Source organism: Corynebacterium sp. HMSC05D03 (genome assembly GCF_001807205.1).
Classification (GTDB): Bacteria; Actinomycetota; Actinomycetes; order Mycobacteriales; family Mycobacteriaceae; genus Corynebacterium; species Corynebacterium aurimucosum.
On the sequence record NZ_KV788178.1, the window covers coordinates 38,582 to 62,694 of the forward strand.

Consider the following 24,113-nt stretch of genomic DNA (forward strand, 5'->3'; position numbering starts at 1 on the left):
CACCACCATGCAAGCAACGCTGAAGAAGTACTTCCCAGTCTTTGTCTTGCCCACCCTTCTGGCATTCATGATTGCCTTCTTGGTGCCGTTCATCGTGGGTTTCTTCCTCTCCTTCACGAAGTTCACCACTATCACCAACGCCAAGTGGGTTGGCATAGACAACTACGTCAAAGCTTTCTCCCAACGCGAAGGTTTCATCTCGGCCTTCGGTTTCACCGTCCTCGTGGTCATCGTCTCCGTGATCACAGTCAACATCTTCGCCTTCCTCTTGGCGTGGATGCTGACCCGCAAACTCCGCGGCACCAACTTTTTCCGCACGGTCTTCTTTATGCCCAACCTTATCGGCGGCATCGTGCTGGGCTATACCTGGCAGACCATGATCAACGCCGTGCTTTCGCACTATGCCACGACGATTAGTGCGGACTGGAAGTTTGGCTATGCCGGCCTCATCATGCTGCTTAACTGGCAGCTCATCGGCTACATGATGATCATTTACATCGCCGGTCTCCAGAACGTCCCACCAGAGCTCATTGAGGCTGCCGAACTCGACGGCGTCAACAAGTGGGAAATGCTGCGCCACGTCACTATTCCGATGGTCATGCCATCCATCACCATCTGCCTCTTTTTGACTTTGTCGAACTCCTTCAAGCTCTTCGACCAGAACCTGGCGCTGACCAACGGCGCTCCTGGCGGGCAAACAGAGATGGTGGCGCTCAACATCGTCAACACGCTGTTTAACCGTATGAATGTCGAGGGCGTCGGCCAGGCCAAGGCTGTCATCTTCGTCGTCGTTGTGGTCGTCATCGCTTACTTCCAGCTGCGCGCGACCCGCTCCAAGGAAATCGAGGCTTAAGTTATGACTACCAGCACTTCAGCGCAGGCTGTTCCGGCCTCGAAGAAGAAGGATCACCAGCTTCCCTCGGATAATAAGACCCGGATGTCTGGCGGCGCCAAGTTCGTGGTCTACGCCATTTTGGCGTTCTTCACCATCGTCTTCCTTGGGCCGATCCTCTTCATCTTCATCAACTCCTTTAAGTCCAAGTTCGCTATCTCCTCCGATCCTTTCTCGCTTCCCATTGGTGAAACCTGGGTCGGCTTCGAGAATTTCCTGGTGGGCTTGACCAAGCAGGGCTTCTTGGAAGCCACGTTGTGGTCCTTCGTCATCACGATCCTGTCCGTCATCGTTATCGTGTTCTTCTCCGCGATGACCGCCTACTACATCACGCGCGTCAAGACGTGGTGGACGAACCTTCTATACTACCTCTTCGTGGTCTCCATGATTATCCCCTTCCAGATGGTCATGTTCCCGACGGTCAAGATTGCAGACATGCTCCACCTCAACAACCCGATCGGCATCGTTGTGCTCTACCTCGGTTTCGGTTCCGGTCTGTCGGTGTTCATGTTTGCAGGCTTCGTCAAGTCCATCCCTTTGGATGTTGAGGAAGCTGCGATGATCGACGGCTGCGGTCCGCTCCAGAACTACTTCCGGGTAGTCTGGCCTATGCTCAAGCCAACTGCCATCACCGTGGCCATTCTTAATGCCATGTGGGTGTGGAATGACTACCTGCTGCCATACTTGGTCATCGGCCTGTCCACGCGATACAAGACCATCCCGGTGGTCATCCAGTCCTTCGTTGGCTCCAACGGTAACCGCGATATGGGCGCCATGATGGCCATGCTGGTACTAGCCATCATCCCCATCGTCATCTTCTACTTCTCCACGCAGAAGCACATCATCGAAGGTGTGGCTGCCGGTGCCGTGAAGGGCTAAACGGGTGCGATAGGTTAAAAACCATGAATCGCATGCTCGGCCCCGAATCGAAGTTCTATGCTGCTCTGAGCCTCTTCGCTGACCTAGTCATCGTCAATGTTCTCTTGGTGATCACGTGCTTTCCCGTGTTCACCGGGGGAATGTCCTTGCGCACCGCCCATGCGGTGACCGGTCAAATGGTCCGCGAGGAAGGTTCTCGCCGCGGCTCGGCCTTCGTTCGGGGCCTTTTGACGCGCCCCGGGGTCAACACCGCATGGTGGCTCATTTGCCTCACCGTCGCCGCCTTGGCCGCGTATGAATTCGCCATTATTGCAAAGGCAGACCTGGGTTCAATGGGCCTAGTACTGCGCGCAGCCTTAATCTCGGGGCTTATCGTATTGGGCTGTGTCAGCGTATGGTTCTTCCATCTCGATGCACCGGGGCTTGGCTTCCGTCAAAGAAGCACACAGGCCATCATGAAGGCGGTAGGGCACCTACCGCGTACTCTATTGGCAGTATTGCCTGGCATCATGCTTGTTCTGTATCCCATCTTTTTCCCGGCGCAGTGGGGAGGCTACCTGTTCTTCCTCGCGGTGCTTGGCCCGGCTCTCGCGGTCTATCTCGCCGAGCTAGTGCTGCAATGGCCCGAACTGAATTCGCTATCACCCGATAGCCCCTCTGCATAACGCGGTGCGCGCCAGCTGGCCCAAAGCCAGAAATAGGGTAGTGGTATCCACGTCATCGTGGAACCACTACCCTGCAGTCTTTGTGGGCTTCCTAGAAGCGCTTTAAGCTTCGCCCTCCTCCTGCGCCTTCTGCTCCTTGAGCAGACGGGCAGCCGCGCGGCGACGAGAACGCAGATTCTCGATGCGCTCGGTCAAGAGTTCATCCAACTCCTCAATGGAGCGGCGCTCGCGCAGCATGTCCCAGTGGGTACGCGGCGGCTTCACGGGCTTGGACTCGACGCCTTCGCCCTCAACCAGAGTGCCGAGCTTACCGTTCTTGCACATCCACTCCTCGGGAATCTCCGCATCGTCAGCGAAGGGCACCTCATAGATGTCGCCGTCTTCGGTGCGGTACTTCACCATTTGGCGTGGGGCCAAGTCGTGGTCGCGGTCGGTTTCGTAGCTCACTGCGCCCATGCGGCTGCCACGGAGTACGCGATCTGCCATGCAACATCATCCTTTTCACGTGTTGAGGTAGGGAAGTGATCAGGGTCGACCCATATCACCCAGAGAACTAACATTATAACGAACGGCCCACTGCCTTTGTTCCCACCCTCGGTTTAATGGGCTAAGGTGTGTGAGGTGATTGGTACACAGGATCCGCAGCCCGGAAAGCCAACAAGGCGCGGCTCGGCTACCTGCCAGTGGTGCGGCAAAGAGATCGTCCAGGGCGGCCGAGGAAGGCCACGCAAGTTTTGCTCGCCCTCCTGCAAGCAACGCGCGTACGAACAGCGCCACAACGTCGCAGGGACGCCCATTCCAGCCAACGCTGTCATCTTGACTCCGGAGAAGGCCGACCGGCTTCGTGACGGTCTCTTTGAGCTTCGATGCTGTGCCGAGGACGTCGCCACGGCGGCGTCGGAAAGCGCCAGCGCGGAAGAAATGGAAGAACTGTGTGCCGAACTAGTCACATTGGCTCGCAAGCTTGAGGAATTGAGATAGCACATGAAATCTGTACTAGGCAACCGCAAACTGATTGTCAGCATCTTCGTGATCCTGATTGTGGCCTCAACGGCACTGGCTCTTGGACCGCTGGCGTTCTCGTTGATCATGGGCCGTGGCGTGAAGACCGAGCCGATCAACGCGGATAAGGTCCATGCCGCAACGACGGACGTCGACGGTGAATGGCAGGTGACGCAAGGTTCAGCGCATAACCACACCTCAGCAGGGTTTACTATCGACGAAATCCTCCCAGCAGATAAGCGCACGACGTCTGGTTCCACCAAGCATGTCACCGGCCAGGCAACCATTCAGAACGGCATCGTCGAGAAGGCGCGCATCACCGTGGACATGTCTTCCTTGACCACGGATAAAAAGGTTCGCGACCAAAACATGAAGACGAAACTCTTTGAGGTCTCAAAGTACCCAGAATCGACCTTTACATTGACCGAGCCGACTGATGTCTCCGCTGTGCCTGACGACGGCTCACTGGTTACCGTGCCACTCACAGGCGACCTCACCATCCACGGTCAGACCAAGAGCATGACGCAGGATTTCCAGGTGGTGCGCGATGGTGACACCATCATCCTGGGCGGCGATATCCCGGTTAACCGTCTCGACTACGGAATTGAGACTCCAGAGATGATCGCCGCGCGAATCTCGGAAACCGGCGAGATCAATGTCCGCGTAACCTTTGAGAAGAAATAGACACGGTTCCTTATGAACTCTCGCTATCTCATTCCAGTCCTGTGGATCCGGCTCGTCATCCTCGCAGGATTCGGCATTTTCATCTGGGTCCAGGACATGAAGCTCCTCGCTGCCTTCTCGGTGTTACTCGTAGCACTTACTGCGGTCCAGCTGGCGATCGCCTACCGTCAGCGCTAAAACTAGCACTCGGTACAGCCACAGGAACATAGCCTAATTACGTAACTGTGACTATATTTGGGCGATAAGAGGGTGCTGGCCGTGCGACAAACGGGGGCGCAGATCGGGAACGCCAAGAGCCAACAGCAATTAACCCCGCCTGCGCCCAGCGCAATTTTTGATACCAATGAGGAGCGCACAAATGGACCACCCGGAAACTGACGGGGGCTAGCACCCACACATCTGCAGGAAAGTCTCATACCGCCAAACGGCACAATGCAAGTGCAGTGAGCATTCCGCGTTACCTACACGGCGAGTGTCCCGAAGCCTAAGCGCCAATCGGCGGCAAGGTGGAGACAGTACGCCTGCCGCAGTTTTGAAACAATCCACGGACACCGACGCCGCACAGTAAAGGCCCAAACCCGAACCCAGGCAGGTTTAGTGGCAAGACCCCGCTTGGCCTACTGCTTAAATAGATGTCCGATAATGTACATTATGTCAGATAATCGGCGTACCCACTTCCCGGCCAATACAAAACTTACTCAAGAAGAATTTTTCACACATTGAGACTTTCATTTCAATACATGAGACGGTAGTGTTTCTCCCATAACCAATCGACCTATCGAAATAATCAAGGAGGGCGCCTCTCACATGACCGCCGTCAGCACCACGCCGCCAAAGACAGCGGCCCCCGCACAGCAGCTCACCAAACGTGACCGCGTGCGTGTGGCCGTAGCATCGACCATTGGTACGACCATCGAGTTCTATGACTTCTATATTTATGCCACGGCAGCCGTAGCCGTCTTTCCTTTCCTCTTCTTCCCGAAGACCGAGGACCCCACCGTTGCTTTGCTCCAGTCTTTTGCCACCTTCGGCCTGGCCTTCATCGCCCGGCCACTGGGCTCAGTGCTCTTTGGACACTTCGGCGATCGCATTGGCCGCAAGGCCACCCTCGTGGGCGCACTCCTCACGATGGGCATTGCCACCTTCATTATCGGTGTCCTCCCCACGTATCAGACCGCGGGCATTATCGCACCGGCCCTGTTGGCCCTGATGCGCTTCTGCCAGGGTCTGGGCCTGGGCGGCGAATGGTCCGGTGCAGCTTTGCTGGCTTCCGAGACCGCCGAGGAAGGCAAGCGCGCTTCCGCCGCCATGTGGCCGCAGTTCGGCGCACCTTTCGGGTTCTTGCTCGCCAATGGCTTCTTCCTGACTCTGGTTGCCACCATGGATTACTCCCGCGGCGACACCACCGGCACCTTCATGGAATGGGGCTGGCGCTTGCCCTTCCTCGCCTCCGCCGTCATGGTGCTCATTGGCCTCTATGTACGCCTGCGCCTGGAGGAAACCCCTGTCTTCCAGCAGGCAGTGGACGAAGGCAAGAAGGTCAAGACCCCCATGGTGGAGGCTTTCCGCACTGCCTGGAAGCCGATGATCATCGGCACCTTCGTCATGGTCTCCTGTTACACGCTGTTCTACCTGGTCACTACTTGGATTCTTTCCTACGGTATCGGCGATAAGACCAAGGAACTGGGTTTGGGAATCCCCTACCTGGAGTTCCTGGAAATCCAGCTGATCTCCATCTTCATGTTCATCATCGGTATCCCAGTATCTTCCATGCTGTCGGATAAGTATGGACGCAAGCCAATCCTGGTCGTGACCTCGCTCATCATGATTGCTTTCGGCTTTAGCTTCCCCTTCTTCCTCGGCATTGAGCACGCCGACCGCAACTCGGTCCTTGGCTTCTTGCTCGTCGGCATGTTCATCATGGGCCTCATCTTCGGCCCCATGTCGGCTGTCTTGCCGGAGCTCTTCCCCACTAACGTCCGCTACACCGGTTCCGGCATCGCGTACAATGTCTCCTCTATCCTCGGTGCCGCCGTGGCCCCGTTCATCGCAACGTGGCTGGTCAGCGCCTTTAACGTGAGCTACGTGGGCTATTACCTCATCATCGTCTGCTTCATCTCCCTCATCGCTATCCTTATGATGCAGGAGCTGAAGGACCAGGATCTTTCCCAGGTTTAGGTCTTCAGACACAAGCATCTCCCCGTCTCCCCCGGTGCTGCTCACCGAGGGGCGGGGAGATTTTTGTCGCACCGTGCCTCGCCGCCTCTAAAAGTGCAGACCTGGAAGTGCAGACTCGCTGCGTCGTCGCAAAGCACTGCCTGAGCGCTCGACGACGACCACCTGCGTGAATGCACTTCCAGGTCTGCACAAATAGAAAGGGTGGCCGGCAAACATGTGCCAACCACCTATTCGGAGTTACTTGCCCGGATGGGAATCCTGTTACACAGAAACGGCCATTTTACCGGATTCCACCGCGTCGTCGATGGGCTTGCGACGCACGATGGCGGAGAAGACTGCACCAGTGACGTTGACCCACACCGCAGCGACCACACCCGGCAGCGCAGCCTCCGGGCTAAAGAACTGCAAGGCCAATGCCGAAGCAAGCCCCGAGTTCTGGGTCGCCACCTCAATTGCCGTAGTGCGCGCCGCCGCCTCGCGCTGGCGGGCTAGCTTGGCCATGTAGTAGCCAAAGAGAAATCCGATGAGGTTCTGGATAGCCACGCCGATAAACACTACGAGACCAACGGTGACCAGCTTGTCCTGGGATTTCGACACCACTGCTGTAACCACGCCGCCGATGCCGACGATAGCCACCCACGGCAAGGCCGGCAGAACCATGTCCACAGCTTTGCTGGCAATCACGCGCAGCAACAGACCCAGACCTACCGGGATGAGGACGGTCTGTACCAGCGACCACATCATGCCGGCACCATCGACCTCTGCGGTTTGCCCCGCCAACCACAGCATGAGCAGTGGTGTCATGATCGGCGAAACCAGTGTGGAGACCGAAGTCATCGCCACCGACAGCGCCACATCGCCCTTGGCCAGGTAGGCCATCACGTTGGAGGCCGTACCGCCGGGCACAGACCCGAGGAGGATGAGGCCGACAGTGGCGGCGTCGGAAAGCCCCAGCACTTTAGCCACGAGCACGGCGCTCGTCGGCATGATGGCAAATTGACAGACAACACCCAAAAAGATGGGCAACGGACGCTTCGCCACCAGGGCCAGGTCCGGGATAGTCAAGGTCAGGCCCATAGAAAACATGATGACCATGAGCAATTGCGAGGTGTATTTCCCCACCGGCTCAAAGGTGCTGGGGCTCAAAAAGGCGACAATAGCGCAGGCAATGATAACGATGGGAAAGATGTAGACGGCGAGTTTCTCGCCGGTCTCCCCTTCTGCACGCGGGTTCGTCATGGTGTTTCCTTTCCAGAATATGTCTCACTATATGAATTGAGTATCCCATATGATGAACCTCACGTACCCGGTTTGGTCGAGATTTACTGTCAAGCGATAGATTAGAAATATGTCCAAGCTATTAAGCCCCGATTCCTCTCGTTTCTCCCGCCCATCCGGCACCACGAGCCAGGCCGACGCCGTCCCCGCACGCTACAAGAACGGCTCCCCCGCCGACCTCGTTGCAGACATGGAAGCCATCGTCGGTCAAGAGAACGTGCACGGACGCCTCAGCGACCTCGTGCGCTTCTCCTCCGATGCCGGCCCCTACCGCTCCATCCCGAACATCGTGGTCTCCCCGCGCAACGCCGCGGACCTCGCCGCGCTGATGAAATACTGCGATACTCACGGTCGCCACATGACCTTCCGCGCAGCAGGAACCTCACTAAACGGCCAGGCCATGGGCGATGACATCCTCGTCGATATCAAAACCCACTTCGGCGGCATGGAGGTGCGAGAAGAAGGCCGCAAGCTATGGTCGCGCCCCGGCGTCATCTTGGGCGATGCCCAGGCAGTGCTCTCCCGCCACGGCTTCATGCTGGGGCCGGACCCGGGATCCACGTCCGTGTGCACCATCGGTGGCGTGCTGGCCGATAACTCCGGCGGTATGCGCTGCTCCTTGGAGCGCGATAGCTACCACAGCATCGAAGAGCTCATCTTCGTCCTGCCTTCCGGCACCATCGTGGATACGTCCCGTGGGGACGAGGCCTTCCGCAAGCAGGAACCAACGCTCCACGCCGATCTGCTGGCCTTCCGCGATAAGCTGCGCGCCAACACCGAGATGGTGGAGTTCCTGCGCACCAAGTTCTCCATCCGCAACACCAATGGCCTGCGAATTGATGCCTTCCTCGACGAAGACGAACCCGTGCACATCCTCAAGCGCCTGCTCATCGGCTCCGAGGGCATCTTCGGCGCTATCACGGAATCCGTCATCCGCACGGTGAAGCTTCCGCGCGTGAAGGCTACGACCTGGGTCGAGCTGCCCAATCTCCGCGATGCCGCAAACTACGTGCACCCCATCATGGAGACCGGTGCGGAAGCCTGCGAGCTATTGGTCGCCCCGGTCATGCGCCGTTCTGCCGAGCATTATGCGCACGCCCCGGAATCGTGGCGCAACCTTGATGATGACGCCGCAGCACTCCTCGTCGAGGTCGGCGGTAGCGATGAGGCTGACTTGGACAAGGCCATGGATCGCCTACGCACCGTGCTTGCCGACGCCCCACTACTCCGCCCCCTCGAATTCCTCACCACCGCGGAAGGTATGCGCGGAGCCTGGGAGCTACGCAACGGCCTGTACGGGCTGCTGGGTGCGGATCGCCCGAATGGCACGGCTTATATCACCGAGGATGTCTGCTTCCCGCCGTCACAGGTCGGCGAGGCAGCCGCGGATCTGCTCGATCTGCAGGCCAAGTACGGCTACCCGGAATCCGTGATGGGTCACGCTGCTTTTGGCAACCTGCACTTCTTTTTCACTCCGCGATTTGATGTCGAGGAAGAGCGCGAGTCCTATGCCGCGTTCTTGGATGACTTGGCCGAGCTGGTCATTGATAAATACCAGGGCTCGATGAAAGCCGAGCATGGCACCGGCGTGAACATGGCGCCCTTCCTGGAGCACGAGTGGGGCACGGAGGCCTTTGAGCTCTTCTGGGAGGTCAAGAACATGATCGATCCCAAGGGCATCCTGGCGCCGAACGTGAAGCTGACGCGCGACCAGACCATCCACCTGCGCAACTTCAAGTCCTTCCCCAAGGTCGAAACTGAAATCAACCCCTGTGTGGAATGCGGCTTCTGTGAGCCCGTCTGCCCCTCCCGCCACGCCACGGTGACCCCGCGCCAGCGCATCGTCTTGCGCCGCGAGATGGCCCGGCAGGAAGAAGGATCGGAGGTCTTGGCGCAGCTGCAGAAGGAGTATCAGTACGACGCCGTCGACATGTGCGCCGCCGACGGCACCTGCTCTATCCCCTGCCCGATTAGCATCGACACCGGTGCGGTCATGAAGCAGCTGCGCGCTCAGCAAGCCACCCCGGCTCGTGAGAAGGTGGCGCTTACGACGGCGCAGCGTTGGGAACTTGTGGAAAAGCTTGCCCGCGCCGGCATCATCTCCGCCAACAAGATTCCCCACAAGCCCCTCGAACTGGGCGCCAACATGGCACGTAACGTGGTAGCTCCCGATTTGCTGCCCACCGTCCCGGGACCGCTACCGCAGGCCGCATCGCGTCTGCCGGAAACCCCGCGCGAGGGCGCTGGCGCGCTCTACTTCCCTGCCTGCATCAACCGCATCTTCGGCCGCCCAGCCGGTGCGGCTAAGGATTCGGTCGACCTTCCGCGCGCCATCGTGGAACTCGGACGCCGGGCTGGCCAGCCGGTGTGGATTCCGGAGGACGTCGCGGGCGACTGCTGTGGCACACCGTGGTCCTCCAAGGGCTACAAGGAAGGGTTTGAATACCAGGCTCAAAAGATCGTGCGTGACCTCTGGCACTGGTCGGAGCACGGCCAGCTGCCCATCGTGGTCGATGCTGCCAGCTGCACCCACGGGTTGCTTGATTCCGTTCCTGAGGTGCTCTCCCCTGCCGACCGCAAGTTGTGGGAGGATCTGCGCATCCTCGATGTCGTGGAATGGCTTCGTGATGAGATCGCGCCGCACCTGCCCATCGTGAAAAACATGGGCAGCATCGCCGTACACCCAACCTGCTCGACGGATCACATGGGCATGAGCCAGGCCCTGGTTGATCTGGCGAACCTCTGCGGCACAGCCAAGGTCCCGGAGGGCGCGATGTGCTGTGGCTCCGCCGGTGACCGCGTCATGCTGCACCCCGAGCTCGTTGAGTCCGCCACGCGCGAGGAGCGTGCTTCTCTCGACGCGGAGCATTTCGATGCCTTCGTCTCCGATAACCGCACCTGCGAGATGGGCCTGGAGATGATCTCCGGGCGGACCTATGAATCAATCGCAGTGTTGTTGGAGCGGGCCTCCCGTCCGGTCGTCACTCCATAAGCAACGCGCCGGTGGCAATACTCCTCGTCGGGAGCTCTGCCACCGGCGCAACAGATGTGGTGGAACCGGGTTAGAGATAGTCGTAATTGATCTCGGTGTCGGGGGCGAAAAACACGCACCCGCCCTTCATCGGGCGCAGGTAGATCGTGTCGCCCTGGTGCACGTCAATGCCGCGCGGCACCTTCACCGTGATGCGGTCACCGCGGACCACGGTTCCGTCACTGGCCGACTCTTCGCGGCCACCATAGACATACAGCTCGGAGCCTAAGTGCTCCACGATATCGACCCGAACCGGTATACCATACTGTTCACCTGGCTGGTTGACGCCAACGATGTCCCAATTCTCTGGGCGCACGCCAACTAGGACGTGATCCGCCCCCACCTTCACGGCCTGCTCTTGTGGCATGTAATAGTCCAGCGCATGGTCTTTGCCGCTGACGACGCGACCGTCAACGAAGGGGACGTTGTCGATGAGAGTCATAGCCGGCGAACCGATGAACGTCGCGACGAAGGAATTACCGGGGTTCTCATACAGTGTTTTAGGCGGGGCGACTTGCTGAATAATGCCTTGTTTGAGGACACACACGCGATCCCCCATGGTCATTGCCTCAGTTTGGTCGTGAGTGACATAGACCGTGGTGGTGTTGAGCTCGCGCTGCAGTTGAAGGATCTGCGCACGCGTGGATACGCGGAGCTTCGCATCCAGATTGGAAAGGGGCTCATCCATAAGAAAGACCTTGGGCTGGCGCACGATAGCGCGACCCATGGCCACACGCTGGCGCTGGCCACCCGACATTGCGGAGGGTTTGCGATCGATTAGCTCCTCCAGCTCCAGCATTTTCGCGGCAAAACTCACGCGCTCTTCGATGGTTGCCTTGTCCACTTTGGCGTTTTGCAAGGCAAACGCCATGTTCTGACGCGCTGTCATGTTGGGGTATAGCGCATAGGACTGGAACACCATGGCTACATCGCGGTCCCGCGAGCGGGTCTCGGTAACGTCGGCCCCGTCGATGAAGATCTGGCCTTCGTCGATTGGCTCAAGGCCAGCGAGCATGCGCAATGTCGTAGATTTACCGCAGCCCGAAGGGCCAACGAGCACCAAGAACTCGCCATCCTTGATATCGAGGTTAATGCGGCTGACCGCCGGCGGCTTCTTCGGATCATAAATCCTGGAAGCTTGACGGAATTCAACAGTAGCCATGGTGTCCTTTCAAACGATCCGAAGTGTTACTTGAGCTTCGGGGTGATGTCGCGGTCGATAACGCTCTGGGTCTCCTTCTGCAGGTCACCGAATGCGGTCTCCACGTCCTCATTGCCCACAGTGATGCGGTCAAGAACTCCACCGATGCGCTGTCCACCGCCCGGCACGAATACGCGAGCGTAATCCTGCGGCTGGGTGTTCTCGTTGAGCTGTTCGATAGCCGTCTGGGCGTTCGGATTCTCCTCCAAGAACTTCTTCTCCTCCGGATCATCCAGGGCGTCCTTGCGCACCGGCATGTAGCCCGTCTTCTGGGAGAACTTGATGGTGTTCTCGGTGTTCGTCAGGAAGTCAATGAACTTGACCGCGTTAGCCTTGCGCTCATCAGAAATTCCAGCCGGCACAGCCAGACCAGCACCACCGGTGGCTGCCGAAGGACCAGGGCCCGGCAGGTAGGTGGTGATGAATGGAATCGTCGCCGTCTCCTTCAGGCCGCCCAGGGAGCCGGTTGACTCCAGAAGTCCAGAGGCCTTGCCGGAGCCAAAGGCGACGGTCGGGTCGGTGGAGATTTCGATGTGACCGGCCTTGACCTGGTCCTGCAGGAACTTACCAGCCTCGATGGACTCCTTCGACGTAAAGTTCGGATCCCACTCATCAGAGTAAGAGCCGCCGAAGGCCCAAATCATGCCCTGGAAGTACCAGTCGAGGTAATTGGAACCATCCGGAACAGTGATGGCCGGCTTGTCGAGCTTGTCCTTGATCTTGGTGGCCCACTCGTCGAATTCTTCCCAGTCCTTCGGGCCACGGTCGGTAGGAAGTCCTGCTGCCTTGAGGTCATCGGTGTTCCAGTACATCAGGTTCGTGGAGCGGGAGTACGGAACGCCATAGTGCTTGTCATTGTACTTGTAGTCTTCGCGCAGGGTGTCGACGTAGCTCTCATAGTCAATGTCGTTCATCTCCCACAGCTCATCGAGGGGCGTCGTGGCTTCATTCAGTGCGAAGTTGAACCACGTGACGTCAGAAGCAACGAGGACGTCGGGAAGGTCGCCACCTGCGAGGGCAGCGTTAAAGCGCTGTGCAACTTCCTCGTAGTTAGAGCCTGCGGTGACCAGTTCGACCTTCAGATCTGGGTTCTCCTTCTCGAATTCATCAATGAGCTCTTGTTCTATGTCACGAGAGGAGCCCGGGTGATTGGACCAGAAGGTGATGGTGTTGGCATCGCCGCCGTCCTTAGAGTCGTTCCCTGCGGTGGTCGAACCGCCTGCACAGGCGGTCAAGGACACGGTGGTGAGAAGTGCCGCGCAGGCGGCAACGATGCGAGTAGAAATCTTATGAGACATGGGGAGGTTCTCCTTGAGAAGTGAAGAATTGGGGGTCTTGTTCGAGTTGGGCGTCGGGATAGCAGGCAGGCTAGCCCTTGACTGCTCCAGCAGTCAGGCCCTTAATCATCGGCTTCTGGAGTATGAGGAAGATGATGATCATGGGCAGGGTTGTTAGCACGGTGCCGGCCATCACCGGCGCCCAGTTGGTCACGCCTTCCGCATCCTGCAAGCGGGTCAGGCCCACCGGAAGGGTGGCTGCAGCCGGAGTATCCGTAATCAGGAAGGGCCACAGGTATTGGTTCCACTCATTGACCACGGTGATCAGGACGAACGCAGACAGCGTTGGCCACGACATGGGCAAGACCACCCGGAACAAGGTGGTGAAGAATCCTGCCCCGTCCATGCGCGCGGCCTCGAGAATCTCCGGCGGCAATGATTGGAAGTGATTGCGCATGAGGAAGGCACCGAACGCCACGCCCGCCAACGGGATGATGACTCCAGCGTAGGTGTCTCTCCAACCCCATGACGCAACCAACGAGTAATTGGAAATAATGGTGATCTGGTTGGGCACCATCAGCGAGGCGATGATGAGTAAGAACAGCAGATTCCGGCCGGGGAAGCGAATGAATGCGAAGGCATAGGCAGTCAGAACTCCGAGGATTACCTCCACCACCGTGAGAATCAGCGTGATGATGATGGAGTTTTTCAGGTAGCTCGAGAATCCAGAGGTCTGCCAGACATAGGAATAGTTTTCTGCCTTGAAAGGATTAGGCCAGAAGGAAATCGGGTCCGAGTACACATCCTGGAAAGACTTAAAGCTGGTGATGAAGATGAAGTACAGCGGCACCATAATCATCAGCACTGTCAGTACCAAGGCAATGTAGCCGACGACCTTCGTTGCTGGATGACCGTGATCAACCGGCTCGCCTTTACGCTTGCGCTGGGCCTCGGTGATGACTGGTGCTGCAAGGGACTGCGAACCAGGAACCGGTGGCAGCTCTCCTTTTGCTTGCGGGAGCCCTACCTTGATGGAAGCTGGAATTGCGCGTTTTTCGGACATCTACTTATCCATCCTTTCCTGCAACTTGATCTGCAGCACCGTAATGACAAGCACGAAGAGGAACATGATGGTGGCCACGGCAGCGCCATAGCCGGCACGGTTGTTGATGAATGTCTCTTGGTACACCTGGAAAACCATCGTGGAGGTTCCGTAACCAAACGGTCCACCACCGGTCATCGCGTTGATGATGTCGAAGACCTGGAAGGAATTGAGCAGCACCGTGATTAACAGGAAAAACGTGGTGCCGCGAAGCTGTGGCAAGACCACGCGGAAGAAATGTCGCACCGCCGGGGTGCCGTCAATCTCGGAGGCCTCATCGAGGTCGCGCCGGCGCCCCTGCAAGGCAGCAAGATAGATGACGAAAACGTAGCCCACGTTCTTCCACACGTAGGTCACCGTAATCATGAACAATGCCCAGTTCTGCTGCTGGTAGAAGTTCGGCACATCGACCCCGATGAGGCCCAAGAAGTACTGGATGAGGCCGTAGTTAGGATCGAAGACGAACTGGAAGGCAACGCCAATCGCCGCGCCAGCGATGACGTAGGGAGCAAAGACCATCGAGCGCACCGCCGCGCGACCAAACAGCTTTTGGTCCAGCAACAATGCCAGCGCTAGCCCCAGAACCATTGAACCGGCCACCGCGAAGAAAGTGAAAACGACAGTGTTGAACACGACGCGCCCAGTGTCTGGCGCCTGGAACCAGTCAATGTAGTTCTGCAGGCCGACGAAAGTCATCGTCGGCGAAGAAATATTCCAGTTAAAGAAAGAGATGCGGATGTTATCGACCAGTGGTCGATAGGTGAAAACAATGAGAAGGAGAAGGTTCGGGCCAATGAGCAATGCCGCGAGGCCGATCTGTCTCCAGTCGAGCTTTTGCTTGCGTGGGTGACGCGCGTACTCCTCGGAGACGACCGGCTTCTCGGTGACTGCGGGGATCGCAGTCATGTGCCCGTTTCCCGGGTTGGATATTGCCATGCAGAGAAAGCTAGACCAAGACGGTTAACAGAAAGTTGACGAAAAGTTTTGGCCGGACAAACAACCGACAAACTTCAGGGGTGTAGCCTGCAAAAGCCCCTTATAAGCGTGCAGTACATCACAAATGTGACGGTTATAAACCTCCGGTCACACGTCGCTAAAAGAGCGACGCCACCACTTTTATAGCTAGACCTTTTAGACTCATGAGCGTAACCAATGCAGACCTGACTCAACGCTAATTAGCTGCGCGAAAGCACTTCCAGAGCCAGCTCCGGCAGGTCGGTTGCCATGAGCTCTACCCCGTTATCGCGGCACCACGCCATGTCCTTGGGCAAGTTCACCGTCCACACGTAAGACGGGCAATCAGTGTCACCAAAGAAGTCGGCTTCACTCCGTGCCTGGCGAATGGAGGGCCCGAAGCCCGAAGCACCCTCAAGGGAGTCTGGTAGTCCCGCATCCGGTTCCAAGAGAAGAAAGGAGCGCAGGGATGGCAATAGGTTTCGGAATCGCGTAATTGCTTCAGGGTTAAAGGAAATCAGACTGAACCGTGGATCGGCATCGAGATGTCGATTGCGTAGGACTTCGGCCACCGATTCTTCGAGTCGCGCCCCGAAAGGAGACGGGTGCTTCGTTTCGATAAGCAGCTGCTTTCCGGGGTATGACTCGATGAGGTCCACCAGTTCGTCGAGAAGCAGAATGCGTTGGGAATCCTCGTCGGTACCAAAGTTGAGTGTGCGCAGCTCATCCAGTGTCATGTCACCGACAGAGCCGGTGCCATCCGACGTCCTATCCACAGTCTGGTCGTGGATAACCACAACCTCCCCGTCTTTGGTCAGGTTGACGTCGCACTCCACACCGGCCACATCAAGCTTGAGAGCCTCCTCGAAGGCACGATACGTGTTCTCCGGGAACCACCCGTTATACCCTCGGTGCGCGATAATTCCTGTGCGGTCTGCCATGTTCTTTCCCTCCGGGCCGCAAAGTGGTTGTGCTTCTGGCGCCGCCCAGTGTAGACCGCTAGCGGCGGCCCCCGCGGTTGCGGTGCGTCGCCACCACGTGCACCGCATCCAGCATCCCTAAGGTGAGCAGCGCCTCACGGAGCGCGAACTGGAAAGTCCAGAGGCGGCGGAAGACCTGGTCGAAGCCCGCTGCGGCCGCTTCGCGGTGCCGCCCATCGAAGAAGCTGCGCTGGTAGCGAAGCGTTTCCAGGTAGTGGGTTCCGGTGTGGGTCTGAGCGATGATGCGCAGGTTGGAGCGCCTATCGAAGAGTCGGTGGGTCTCCTCCAGCGTCGGGTAATCCAAACCAGGCCATATATAAGCTCGCAGAACCTGAATCGCGGACTGTGCGGCCGGAGTCATCGCCTCGGTAGCAAAGAGCGATCCCAAGGCCACTCGCCCACCACTTACTAGCGAACGGTCCAGCATCTGCACATAGCGCCTACGTTCCGGAGGCGACAACGTTTCCAACTTCTCCACGCTCACTATCGCGTCATAGCGCCCACGCCATTGCTTCGGATTGGGCAACGCCGTCTCGATCCCCTGCACATGGACAGAATCAGCGGCTCCCTCAAGGAGTAGTTGTTCGTCGAACAGCGCCTGTTGCTCAGCATCCCCCGTGAGCACGTCGACTGTAGCGCGCCGGGCTACTGCTTGAACTGCTACCTGCAGGCCAGTCGCCGGATAAACCAGAAGGTGTGTTCCGGCACCGGTGCGGGTGGCATCGAGAAGCCACTGTGCAGCGCGGCGCTGTGCATCACCCAAGTCCTCACGATCCGTGTGCGTCGGCTCAGTCACGGTTGTGACGTCCACGAAGTGCTCTTTGGGTTCTTTACTCCCCACCCGCGCGCTATAGCTGCGCACCGCTTCACGCACCGTTGTGGGAACACCGCTAGCAAAGATGCCACCTGAATTGCTCAGGGAATCACCCGCATACAGCTTCACCACATCAAGAGGCAGCTCGCCGGGGCTCGAAGCTTCCACCGCCAGTTCCTTCGCCTTCGGCCGGTACCCCACCCCCAACAGCCGAAGGAGAACCTTGACGAGACGCTCGGAATCGGGAGTCGTCCACTCCCCTGCCATATAAGACTCGGCCAGGCCCAGCCAGCCTGAATCGGCGATGCGGGAGAAGAGGGCGTCGTGAAGCACGGCAACATCTGGGTCTTCGCCTTCCAATTCGACCCCAGCCTTGGAACACGCCTGCGCAAACTCCGCCTCCGCCCGGTCGCTTTTGAAACGCAACAGGCGTGGTGAAGGAACGGTGGCCACGCCCGGCCACGCCGCAGCGTCAATCGAAGCCAAGTGGGAATACACGCTCTAAACAGCCTTCCTCATCGCACACATGTGTCTTCCCAGACTAAAGCCAACGAGACCACCACGGGTGGAGGCGCGGCCCAAAAAGCCAGTTAATAGCCCATAAAGTATGCATGTACCGCTAGAAAGGTTTAGACTTACTCGGGTAAAATAATCAAGCTTTCTTCAGGAAGGTATTCAATCACCATGGCGCAAACTCCCCACCGTCCTAGTAACGGCCGCCACCACGTCGTTGTTATCGGTGCCGGCTTCGGCGGCATCAACGCCGTTAAGAAGCTCAAGGACGCGGATGTTGAGATCACCCTCATCGACAAGAAGAACCACCACCTCTTCCAGCCGATGCTGTACCAGGTAGCCACCGGCGTCATTTCCGCTGGTGAAATCGCTCCGTCTACGCGTCAGATCTTGCGTCACCAGGACAACGTCAACTTTGTCAACGGTGAGGTCACCGACGTCAATATCAAGGATCAAACCGTCACCGCGGAGCTCGATGGCTCGGTTCGCACCTACGGCTACGACTCCCTCATCGTGGCAGCGGGTGCTGGCCAGTCCTACTTCGGCAACGACCACTTCGCCGAGTATGCCCCGGGTATGAAGACGCTTGACGACGCCTTGGAGATCCGCTCCCGCATCATCTCGGCCTTCGAGAAGGCTGAGTTGGAAGAGGATCCTGCCAAGCGTGAGAAGCTGCTGACCTTCGTCATCGTCGGCGCTGGTCCGACTGGCGTTGAGCTCACCGGCCAGATCGCTGAGCTGGCACAGCGCACTTTTGCTGGCACCTACTCCAACTTTGGTTCCTCCTCCGCCAAGATTTACCTTCTGGATGGTGCCCCGCAAGTCCTTCCTCCGTTTGGCAAGCGCCTCGGCCGCAAGGCACAGCGCACCCTGGAGAAGCTGGGCGTTGACGTGCGCCTCAACGCCATGGTGACCGACGTTAACGCTGACGCCGTCACCTACAAGAACATGAAGACCGAGGAAGAGGTCACCATCGAGGCCGCGACCAAGATCTGGTCCGCAGGTGTCGCTGCTTCCCCGCTGGGCAAGCTTATCGCCGACCAGGCAGGCGTGGAGGCGGACCGTGCCGGCCGCGTCTCCGTTAACGAGGATCTCACGGTTGGTGAGTACAAGAACGTCTACATCGTCGGCGACATGATTTCCCTCAACCGCCTTCCGGGTGTTGCCCAGGTGGCTATCCAGGGCGGCAACCACGTGGGCAAGCTCATCGAAGCCAAGATTGATGAGGAGTCCACTGCTAACGAGGCCGAGCCGTTTGAGTACTTCGACAAGGGCTCCATGGCCGTCATTTCCCGCTTCAACGCAGTAGTCAAGCTGGGCAAGACCGAGTTCGCTGGCTTCCCGGCCTGGATCTCCTGGCTCGGTCTGCACATCTTCTACATCGTTGGCTTCCGCAGCCGTACCCTCGTGGCGCTGCACTGGATTCTCAACGCCTTCTCGCGCGACCGCGGAAACCTGGAAATCACCCAGCAGCAGCGCGTTGCTCGCAACGTGATTGACCGCGACCTCCACTAGGTCTTACGCGTCTTAAAAGGAGAGAGGAATTATCCTCTCTCCTTTTTCTTTACCCATGTACGGTAGACGGAAGAAAAGCCTAGATTAAGGAGAAAACAGTGCGCCAACCTGCGCTGCCCCGCGTCCTCAGCATCGCCGGCACCGATCCCACGGGTGGCGCTGGTATTCACGCCGACCTCAAGTCCTTTGCAGCCGCTGGGGCCTACGGCATGGCCGTGGTGACCGCCCTGGTGGCGCAGAATACGCAGGGCGTGCGCGCTATCCACACCCCACCGGTGGACTTTCTGCGTGATCAGCTGGCAAGTGTCAAGGACGACGTGACTATCGACGCCGTCAAGATCGGCATGCTGGGCTCCGTCGCTATCACCGAAACGGTGTGCGACTTCATCGCTTCCCTCCCCGCGGGTGTGCCGGTGGTCTGCGATCCGGTCATGGTCGCCTCCAGCGGTGACCGCCTGCTCGAACCGGAGGCGGAACGCGCAGTACGTGAGCTGGCTTGCCGCGCGACAGTGGTCACCCCCAACCTGCCGGAGCTTGCAGTCCTCGCGGGCGTAGCAGAACCGCGCACCTTTGATGATGCTCTTTCTGTTGCAACCAAGTGGGCCCACGAGAACGACACGTGGGTCGTAGTCAAAGGCGGGCACCTCGATGGTGCTCAGGCCGATAACGCGACCGTAAGCCCTTCCGGCGAAATCACGCGCGTGCCCTGCCCGCGGATTGATACGAAGAACACGCACGGCACCGGCTGCTCTCTGTCCTCTGCCCTAGCGGCGCGTTTGGGCGCGGGTCAATCCCTCGACGAGGCACTGGTATGGGCAACTGAATGGCTCCACGAGGCGATCGTGCATGCGGATGCGCTCCACGTCGGGCACGGACACGGCCCTGTTGACCACGGCCACCGGCTCCGGCGCCTCGCCGCGGAGGCACAAAGTTAGCCCAGCAGATCGGCGCCTGGGCGGGTAAGCACGGCCACCATGAAGGTGGAATTCTCCTTAAAGACCTTCATGTCCCAGGATGCAAAGATGAAGTCGACCCGATAACCCACTGAGCGAGCGAGGTCGAGGAAGTCCTCAAACCCCCAACCGCGGCCTTCACCAAAACCAACGACGAAGCGGCCGCCGGGGCGTAGCGCGTTGAACACGTTGCGCAGGGCCGCCTCACGCCCTTCGGTAGCGATGAAAGTCATGACGTTGCCCGCAGCCACGGCGATGTCGAAGTTATCCTCCGGGATTTCCTCCTCGGAAAGATCACCTACCTCCCAGCGGGCCTCCGGATAATCGTTCACCGCGTGCTCGATCAGGATGGGGTCGACGTCCACGCCCAACACCGTATGCCCGCGTTTTGCCAACTCGCCGCCGAGACGTCCGGAACCACAGCCGGCGTCGAGGACGCGGGAGTGGCGTTCACTCATGGCGTCGATAAGCCGGGCTTCCCCGTCGATATCCTTGCCCTGGGCCCGTAGCGTCTTCCATTTCCGTGCAAAGTTGTGGGAATGGGCGGGATTCGCTGCAGTTACTTCTTTCCAGGTAGGCATGACAACGAGTATAGGCCTTTAGAGGTGTAAGATTTAGCCGCTCTTATAAAACGCCTATACGAAGCGAAGGAGGCTGAGACACGATGCCATCTGTACCGTCACCATTCAAGCCACGCAAGAAAAACACTTCGGACAATAGTTCGCCGAGTTTTTCCGTGCCTGTCGAGCGCGCCATTGAGCACTGCCGAGTGTTCATCGACGGCGAGGCGCTGCCCGGTGAGTTCACCCCGCACAGCGCGCTGCAAGCCGTGGAAGAATACGGCCGCGGCTTCGTGTGGGTAGGCCTGTACGAGCCGCTCGAATCCCAGATGACTAAGGTAGCGGCCGAATTTCGCATCCACGAGCTCATCGTCGAGGACGTCGTCCAGGCGCACCAGCGCCCCAAGCTGGAGCGGTACGATGACCAGCTCTTCGTGGTGGCCCGGTCGGTGAACTACCGAGACCACGATGAGGTTGCCGATAAACGCCAGATCATCTCCACTGGTGAAATTCAGATGATCATCGGCGACACATTCATCATCACGGTCCGCCACTCAGCGAAGCTGCCCAACTTGGCCTACGTAATTCAAGATGAACAGGACCTAGTTGAGCAGGGCCCTATTTCGCTGGCGTGGAAGATTCTGGACATGATGGTGGACCGCTATTCGGAGATCTGCCGCCTCATCGCCATCGAGGTCGACGAACTAGAAGAAGAAATCTTCACTCCGAATTCGCTGCCCAACATTGACCGTATCTACATGTTTAAGCGTGAGATTCTGGAGATGAAGCACGCCATCGTGCCGCTTTCCCCGGCGTTGCGCGCGATGGTCGCAGACCACAAGGATCTCATTCCGAAGACGATTCGCTCCTATATCCGGGACGTCAACGACCACCAACTTGTGGTGCAAGACCACGTGGCGGGCTTCGACGAGCGTTTAACCTCGCTTATCGACGCCTCCGTGGCCAAAATCAGCATGCAGCAAAACTCCGACATGCGCACGATCTCCGCGGTGGTTGGCATGTGGGCCGCTCCAACGCTCGTGGCGGGTATCTACGGTATGAACTTTGACGTCATGCCGGAGCTTCATTTTCCCTGGGGCTACTACGGGGCAATTGGCCTCATGATCTTGGTCGTGGCCGGAATGTGGTGGTGGTTCCGGCGCAACAATTGGTTGTAGGGGCTACTGCACCACCATGGTGCGCAGCGTGGAAGCAGCGAGAAGTACATCGCCCTGGCTGATTTTTACTTCCCACAGCTGCGTGCGGCGGCCCTTGTACAGCGGCGTAGCGACGGCGCTGACGGTGCCTTCGGCTACCGGTTTAAGGAAGTCTGTGTTGTTGTTCACGCCGACAACCGGCTTGCCCGCGAGAATGAGGCTGCCGACAGATGCAGTGGACTCCGTAATCGTGCAGAAAAGCCCGCCATTCGCCACGCCCCACGGCTGGTGGTGGTCTGGAACGACGTCGACCTCGGAGCGAATCTCATCAGCCGAGATGTGTGTGAAGCGCAGTCCGATGAGCCCGGCAAGCCCCTGTGGGTGAGAGTTGATGAGGTCAAGTTCCTCGGCGTTGAGCGGCCGTGTTTGGGATACCGCGACAAACTTTTCAAAGATTTCAGAGTGTTTCATGCCACACCAGGTTAGTGGATATCGGTGACGTAGGATGGTGGACATGACTCAAACTGCTGAAAAGACAGATCTCGCTCAGATTGGCGTTGTGGGCCTCGCTGTAATGGGCTCCAACCTCGCGCGTAACTTTGCCCGAAACGGAAATACCGTCGCGGTCTACAACCGCAGTCCGGAAAAGACCCGCGCGCTCATCAGTGAGCACGGTGATGAAGGTACCTTCATCCCGTCCGAAACTGTCGAAGATTTCGTTGCCTCCCTCGAGCGCCCCCGCAAGGCAATCATCATGGTGCAGGCTGGCGCGGCTACCGACGCCGTCATCAATCAGCTCACCGAGGCGATGGATGAGGGCGACATTATTATTGATGGCGGCAACGCCTTATTCACGGACACCATTCGCCGTGAGAAGGAGGTGGCGGCTAAGGGCCGTCACTTTGTCGGCGCGGGAATTTCCGGTGGTGAAGAAGGCGCGCTCAATGGCCCGTCCATCATGCCTGGCGGCCCAGCAGAGTCTTGGGAGACCCTGGGCCCAATCCTTGAATCGATCGCAGCAGAAGTGGACGGAACGCCATGTGTGACCCACATTGGACCGGATGGCGCGGGTCACTTTGTCAAGATGGTGCACAACGGCATCGAATACGCCGACATGCAGGTTATCGGTGAGGCATACCAGCTGCTTCGTTATGGTGCAGGCATGGAACCAGCTGAAATCGCTGAGGTTTTCCGCGAGTGGAACGCCGGCGACCTGGACTCCTACCTCATTGAGATCACCGCCGAAGTGCTGGCACAAAAGGATCCGGAGACAGGTGCCCCGCTTGTCGACGTCATCGTGGACGCCGCCGGCCAGAAGGGCACCGGCCGTTGGACCGCCATTAATGGCCTCGAGCTGGGCGTGCCGATCACCGGCATTGCGGAATCGGTGTTCGCGCGTGCGCTCTCCTCTGCCACCGCTCAGCGTGCAGCTGCCCAGGAGGGCCAGCTGCCCTCCGGAACCATTACCGAGCTCAACGTAGATAAGGCCGAGTTCGTCGAAGACGTTCGCCGTGCACTGTATGCCGCAAAGCTCATTGCCTACTCTCAGGGCTTCGATGAGATCAAGGCTGGCTCCGAGGAGTTCGGCTGGAACGTGGACCCACGTGACTTGGCTACAATCTGGCGCGGTGGTTGCATCATTCGTGCGAAGTTCCTCGACCGCATCCGTGAGGCCTACGACAACAATGCCGACCTGCCTGCCTTGATTTTGGACCCGTATTTCAAGGGCGAGCTGGAGAACCTCATCGACCCGTGGCGCCGCGTCGTCGTTGCTGCAACGCAGCTGGGCCTGCCGGTTCCGGTGTTTGCCTCTTCCCTCTCCTACTACGACAGCTTGCGAGCCGAGCGCCTCCCTGCTGCTCTAATCCAGGGCCAGCGCGATTTCTTCGGCGCCCACACCTTCAAGCGTGTGGACCGGGACGGCACATTCCACATCGAATGGTCAGGTGACCGCTCCCTGACCGAAATGTAGCCGCCAAGCCCCTCCCCCGAGGGGCTTTTCTTATATCTGTTCCGCCGAACGTATTCTCCCTTCTCCGGCTGCGCCCCTCACCGTTCCTGCGGAGCGCTCCTAGGCGCCACACGCCGCCGTTCCCGCCATGGCTCACATCCTCTCGCCCGCAGCCACCGTTCACCCAGCCTCCCCCTGTCCGCCGCCACCGTTCACCCAGCCAATCCCGTCCCCTACCCTTTGTCAGCATTAGCCACGCCTGTGGCCAACCTTCCTCCCGTTACCCGTGACGCACCCCTCTATCCAGGAATTTTCTTCCTCCGGTTGCGGGGTTGCTGGTGCTGTTTTAGTCTCTGTGCTCATGGGGGATATTGAAACCTACCTCCGCCTACGCAACTCGGGGATTGCACTGGTGGAACATATACCTGGCACACCCGATGAACTCCGCGTGCTCGGCGCGGATGCCGCCGATGCCACCGAGCTTGCCGGCCTACACCAGGTTTACTTCGGCCCCACCCGCTTTAGCG

General features: G+C 58.7%; 22 protein-coding genes. 12 read left to right on the top strand and 10 right to left on the bottom strand.

What is annotated here, in order from left to right:
• The first annotated feature begins 7 nt into the window (after positions 1 to 7).
• The 3 genes from HMPREF3147_RS08080 to musI are packed head-to-tail and all read left to right on the top strand — an operon-like array spanning position 8 to position 2,436.
• Complete coding sequence (locus tag HMPREF3147_RS08080; protein WP_010186593.1) at positions 8 to 853, top strand: carbohydrate ABC transporter permease; 846 nt, start codon at positions 8 to 10, stop codon at positions 851 to 853.
• 3 nt (positions 854 to 856) lie between these two features.
• Entirely contained in the window at positions 857 to 1,771 is a 915-nt protein-coding gene (locus HMPREF3147_RS08085) for a carbohydrate ABC transporter permease (RefSeq protein ID WP_070446636.1), read from the top strand.
• 23 nt (positions 1,772 to 1,794) lie between these two features.
• Positions 1,795 to 2,436 (top strand): ABC transport system MusEFGK2I component MusI, encoded by a 642-nt coding sequence (gene musI, locus HMPREF3147_RS08090; protein ID WP_070446637.1) that lies wholly within the window; start codon positions 1,795 to 1,797, stop codon positions 2,434 to 2,436.
• 102 nt (positions 2,437 to 2,538) lie between these two features.
• Here the strand turns inward: musI and HMPREF3147_RS08095 are convergent, their stop codons facing one another.
• A complete protein-coding gene (locus HMPREF3147_RS08095) occupies positions 2,539 to 2,922 on the bottom strand; it encodes an RNA polymerase-binding protein RbpA (RefSeq protein ID WP_010186588.1) in 384 nt (127 codons plus the stop codon).
• Positions 2,923 to 3,057: 135 nt separating this feature from the next.
• Between HMPREF3147_RS08095 and HMPREF3147_RS08100 the strand changes: the two genes are divergently transcribed.
• From HMPREF3147_RS08100 to HMPREF3147_RS08110, 4 genes are all read left to right on the top strand, one after another.
• A complete protein-coding gene (locus tag HMPREF3147_RS08100; protein ID WP_070446638.1) occupies positions 3,058 to 3,417 on the top strand; it encodes a hypothetical protein in 360 nt (119 codons plus the stop codon).
• 3 nt (positions 3,418 to 3,420) lie between these two features.
• Complete coding sequence (locus HMPREF3147_RS08105; RefSeq protein WP_070446639.1) at positions 3,421 to 4,122, top strand: YceI family protein; 702 nt, start codon at positions 3,421 to 3,423, stop codon at positions 4,120 to 4,122.
• A 12-nt stretch (positions 4,123 to 4,134) separates the two neighbouring features.
• Positions 4,135 to 4,299: a hypothetical protein gene (locus tag HMPREF3147_RS12855; RefSeq protein WP_168160904.1), complete on the top strand. Its 165-nt coding sequence runs from the start codon at positions 4,135 to 4,137 to the stop codon at positions 4,297 to 4,299.
• Between the two features lie 630 nt (positions 4,300 to 4,929).
• Positions 4,930 to 6,300, top strand: a complete 1,371-nt coding sequence (locus HMPREF3147_RS08110) for an MFS transporter (RefSeq protein ID WP_070446640.1) — start codon at positions 4,930 to 4,932, stop codon at positions 6,298 to 6,300.
• A gap of 261 nt (positions 6,301 to 6,561) precedes the next feature.
• On the opposite strand, the gene HMPREF3147_RS08115 is transcribed toward HMPREF3147_RS08110, so the two are convergent.
• Entirely contained in the window at positions 6,562 to 7,539 is a 978-nt protein-coding gene (locus HMPREF3147_RS08115; RefSeq protein WP_070446641.1) for a bile acid:sodium symporter family protein, read from the bottom strand.
• 109 nt (positions 7,540 to 7,648) lie between these two features.
• Between HMPREF3147_RS08115 and HMPREF3147_RS08120 the strand changes: the two genes are divergently transcribed.
• The gene (locus HMPREF3147_RS08120; RefSeq protein ID WP_070446642.1) at positions 7,649 to 10,570 is read left to right on the top strand and encodes an FAD-binding and (Fe-S)-binding domain-containing protein; all 2,922 of its coding nucleotides are present in this window, start codon (positions 7,649 to 7,651) and stop codon (positions 10,568 to 10,570) included.
• 70 nt (positions 10,571 to 10,640) lie between these two features.
• Here HMPREF3147_RS08120 and HMPREF3147_RS08125 read toward each other — a convergent pair whose 3' ends face one another.
• The 6 genes from HMPREF3147_RS08125 to HMPREF3147_RS08150 all read right to left on the bottom strand — a co-directional run bounded on the left by HMPREF3147_RS08125 (position 10,641) and on the right by HMPREF3147_RS08150 (position 17,435).
• Positions 10,641 to 11,771 (bottom strand): ABC transporter ATP-binding protein, encoded by a 1,131-nt coding sequence (locus tag HMPREF3147_RS08125; protein ID WP_070446643.1) that lies wholly within the window; start codon positions 11,769 to 11,771, stop codon positions 10,641 to 10,643.
• Between the two features lie 26 nt (positions 11,772 to 11,797).
• A complete protein-coding gene (locus HMPREF3147_RS08130; RefSeq protein ID WP_070446644.1) occupies positions 11,798 to 13,108 on the bottom strand; it encodes an ABC transporter substrate-binding protein in 1,311 nt (436 codons plus the stop codon).
• Between the two features lie 70 nt (positions 13,109 to 13,178).
• Positions 13,179 to 14,150 (bottom strand): carbohydrate ABC transporter permease, encoded by a 972-nt coding sequence (locus HMPREF3147_RS08135; RefSeq protein ID WP_070446645.1) that lies wholly within the window; start codon positions 14,148 to 14,150, stop codon positions 13,179 to 13,181.
• Positions 14,151 to 15,125: a carbohydrate ABC transporter permease gene (locus HMPREF3147_RS08140; RefSeq protein ID WP_246815751.1), complete on the bottom strand. Its 975-nt coding sequence runs from the start codon at positions 15,123 to 15,125 to the stop codon at positions 14,151 to 14,153.
• A 239-nt stretch (positions 15,126 to 15,364) separates the two neighbouring features.
• On the bottom strand, positions 15,365 to 16,084 hold the full coding sequence (locus HMPREF3147_RS08145; RefSeq protein WP_070446647.1) for a glycerophosphodiester phosphodiesterase: 720 nt from the start codon (positions 16,082 to 16,084) through the stop codon (positions 15,365 to 15,367).
• 58 nt (positions 16,085 to 16,142) lie between these two features.
• Positions 16,143 to 17,435 (bottom strand): class I SAM-dependent methyltransferase, encoded by a 1,293-nt coding sequence (locus HMPREF3147_RS08150; protein WP_070446648.1) that lies wholly within the window; start codon positions 17,433 to 17,435, stop codon positions 16,143 to 16,145.
• A gap of 186 nt (positions 17,436 to 17,621) precedes the next feature.
• Here HMPREF3147_RS08150 and HMPREF3147_RS08155 point away from each other — a divergent pair, with 186 nt between their 5' ends.
• A complete protein-coding gene (locus HMPREF3147_RS08155) occupies positions 17,622 to 18,965 on the top strand; it encodes an NAD(P)/FAD-dependent oxidoreductase (RefSeq protein ID WP_070446649.1) in 1,344 nt (447 codons plus the stop codon).
• A 98-nt stretch (positions 18,966 to 19,063) separates the two neighbouring features.
• Positions 19,064 to 19,900, top strand: a complete 837-nt coding sequence (gene thiD, locus HMPREF3147_RS08160) for a bifunctional hydroxymethylpyrimidine kinase/phosphomethylpyrimidine kinase (RefSeq protein ID WP_070446650.1) — start codon at positions 19,064 to 19,066, stop codon at positions 19,898 to 19,900.
• Here the strand turns inward: thiD and HMPREF3147_RS08165 are convergent.
• Positions 19,897 to 20,499, bottom strand: a complete 603-nt coding sequence (locus HMPREF3147_RS08165) for a class I SAM-dependent methyltransferase (RefSeq protein ID WP_070446651.1) — start codon at positions 20,497 to 20,499, stop codon at positions 19,897 to 19,899. The two genes, thiD and HMPREF3147_RS08165, sit on opposite strands and share 4 nt — an antisense overlap.
• Positions 20,500 to 20,582: 83 nt before the next feature.
• Between HMPREF3147_RS08165 and corA the strand changes: the two genes are divergently transcribed.
• Positions 20,583 to 21,656 carry a magnesium/cobalt transporter CorA gene (corA, locus tag HMPREF3147_RS08170; protein ID WP_070446652.1) on the top strand — a complete coding sequence of 358 codons (1,074 nt, stop codon included), beginning with the start codon at positions 20,583 to 20,585 and terminating at the stop codon, positions 21,654 to 21,656.
• A 3-nt stretch (positions 21,657 to 21,659) separates the two neighbouring features.
• On the opposite strand, the gene HMPREF3147_RS08175 is transcribed toward corA, so the two are convergent.
• Positions 21,660 to 22,106: a PaaI family thioesterase gene (locus HMPREF3147_RS08175; protein ID WP_070446653.1), complete on the bottom strand. Its 447-nt coding sequence runs from the start codon at positions 22,104 to 22,106 to the stop codon at positions 21,660 to 21,662.
• A 43-nt stretch (positions 22,107 to 22,149) separates the two neighbouring features.
• On the opposite strand from HMPREF3147_RS08175, the gene gndA reads away from it, so the two are divergent.
• Positions 22,150 to 23,607: an NADP-dependent phosphogluconate dehydrogenase gene (gene gndA / locus HMPREF3147_RS08180; RefSeq protein WP_070446654.1), complete on the top strand. Its 1,458-nt coding sequence runs from the start codon at positions 22,150 to 22,152 to the stop codon at positions 23,605 to 23,607.
• Positions 23,608 to 24,113 lie beyond the last annotated feature (506 nt).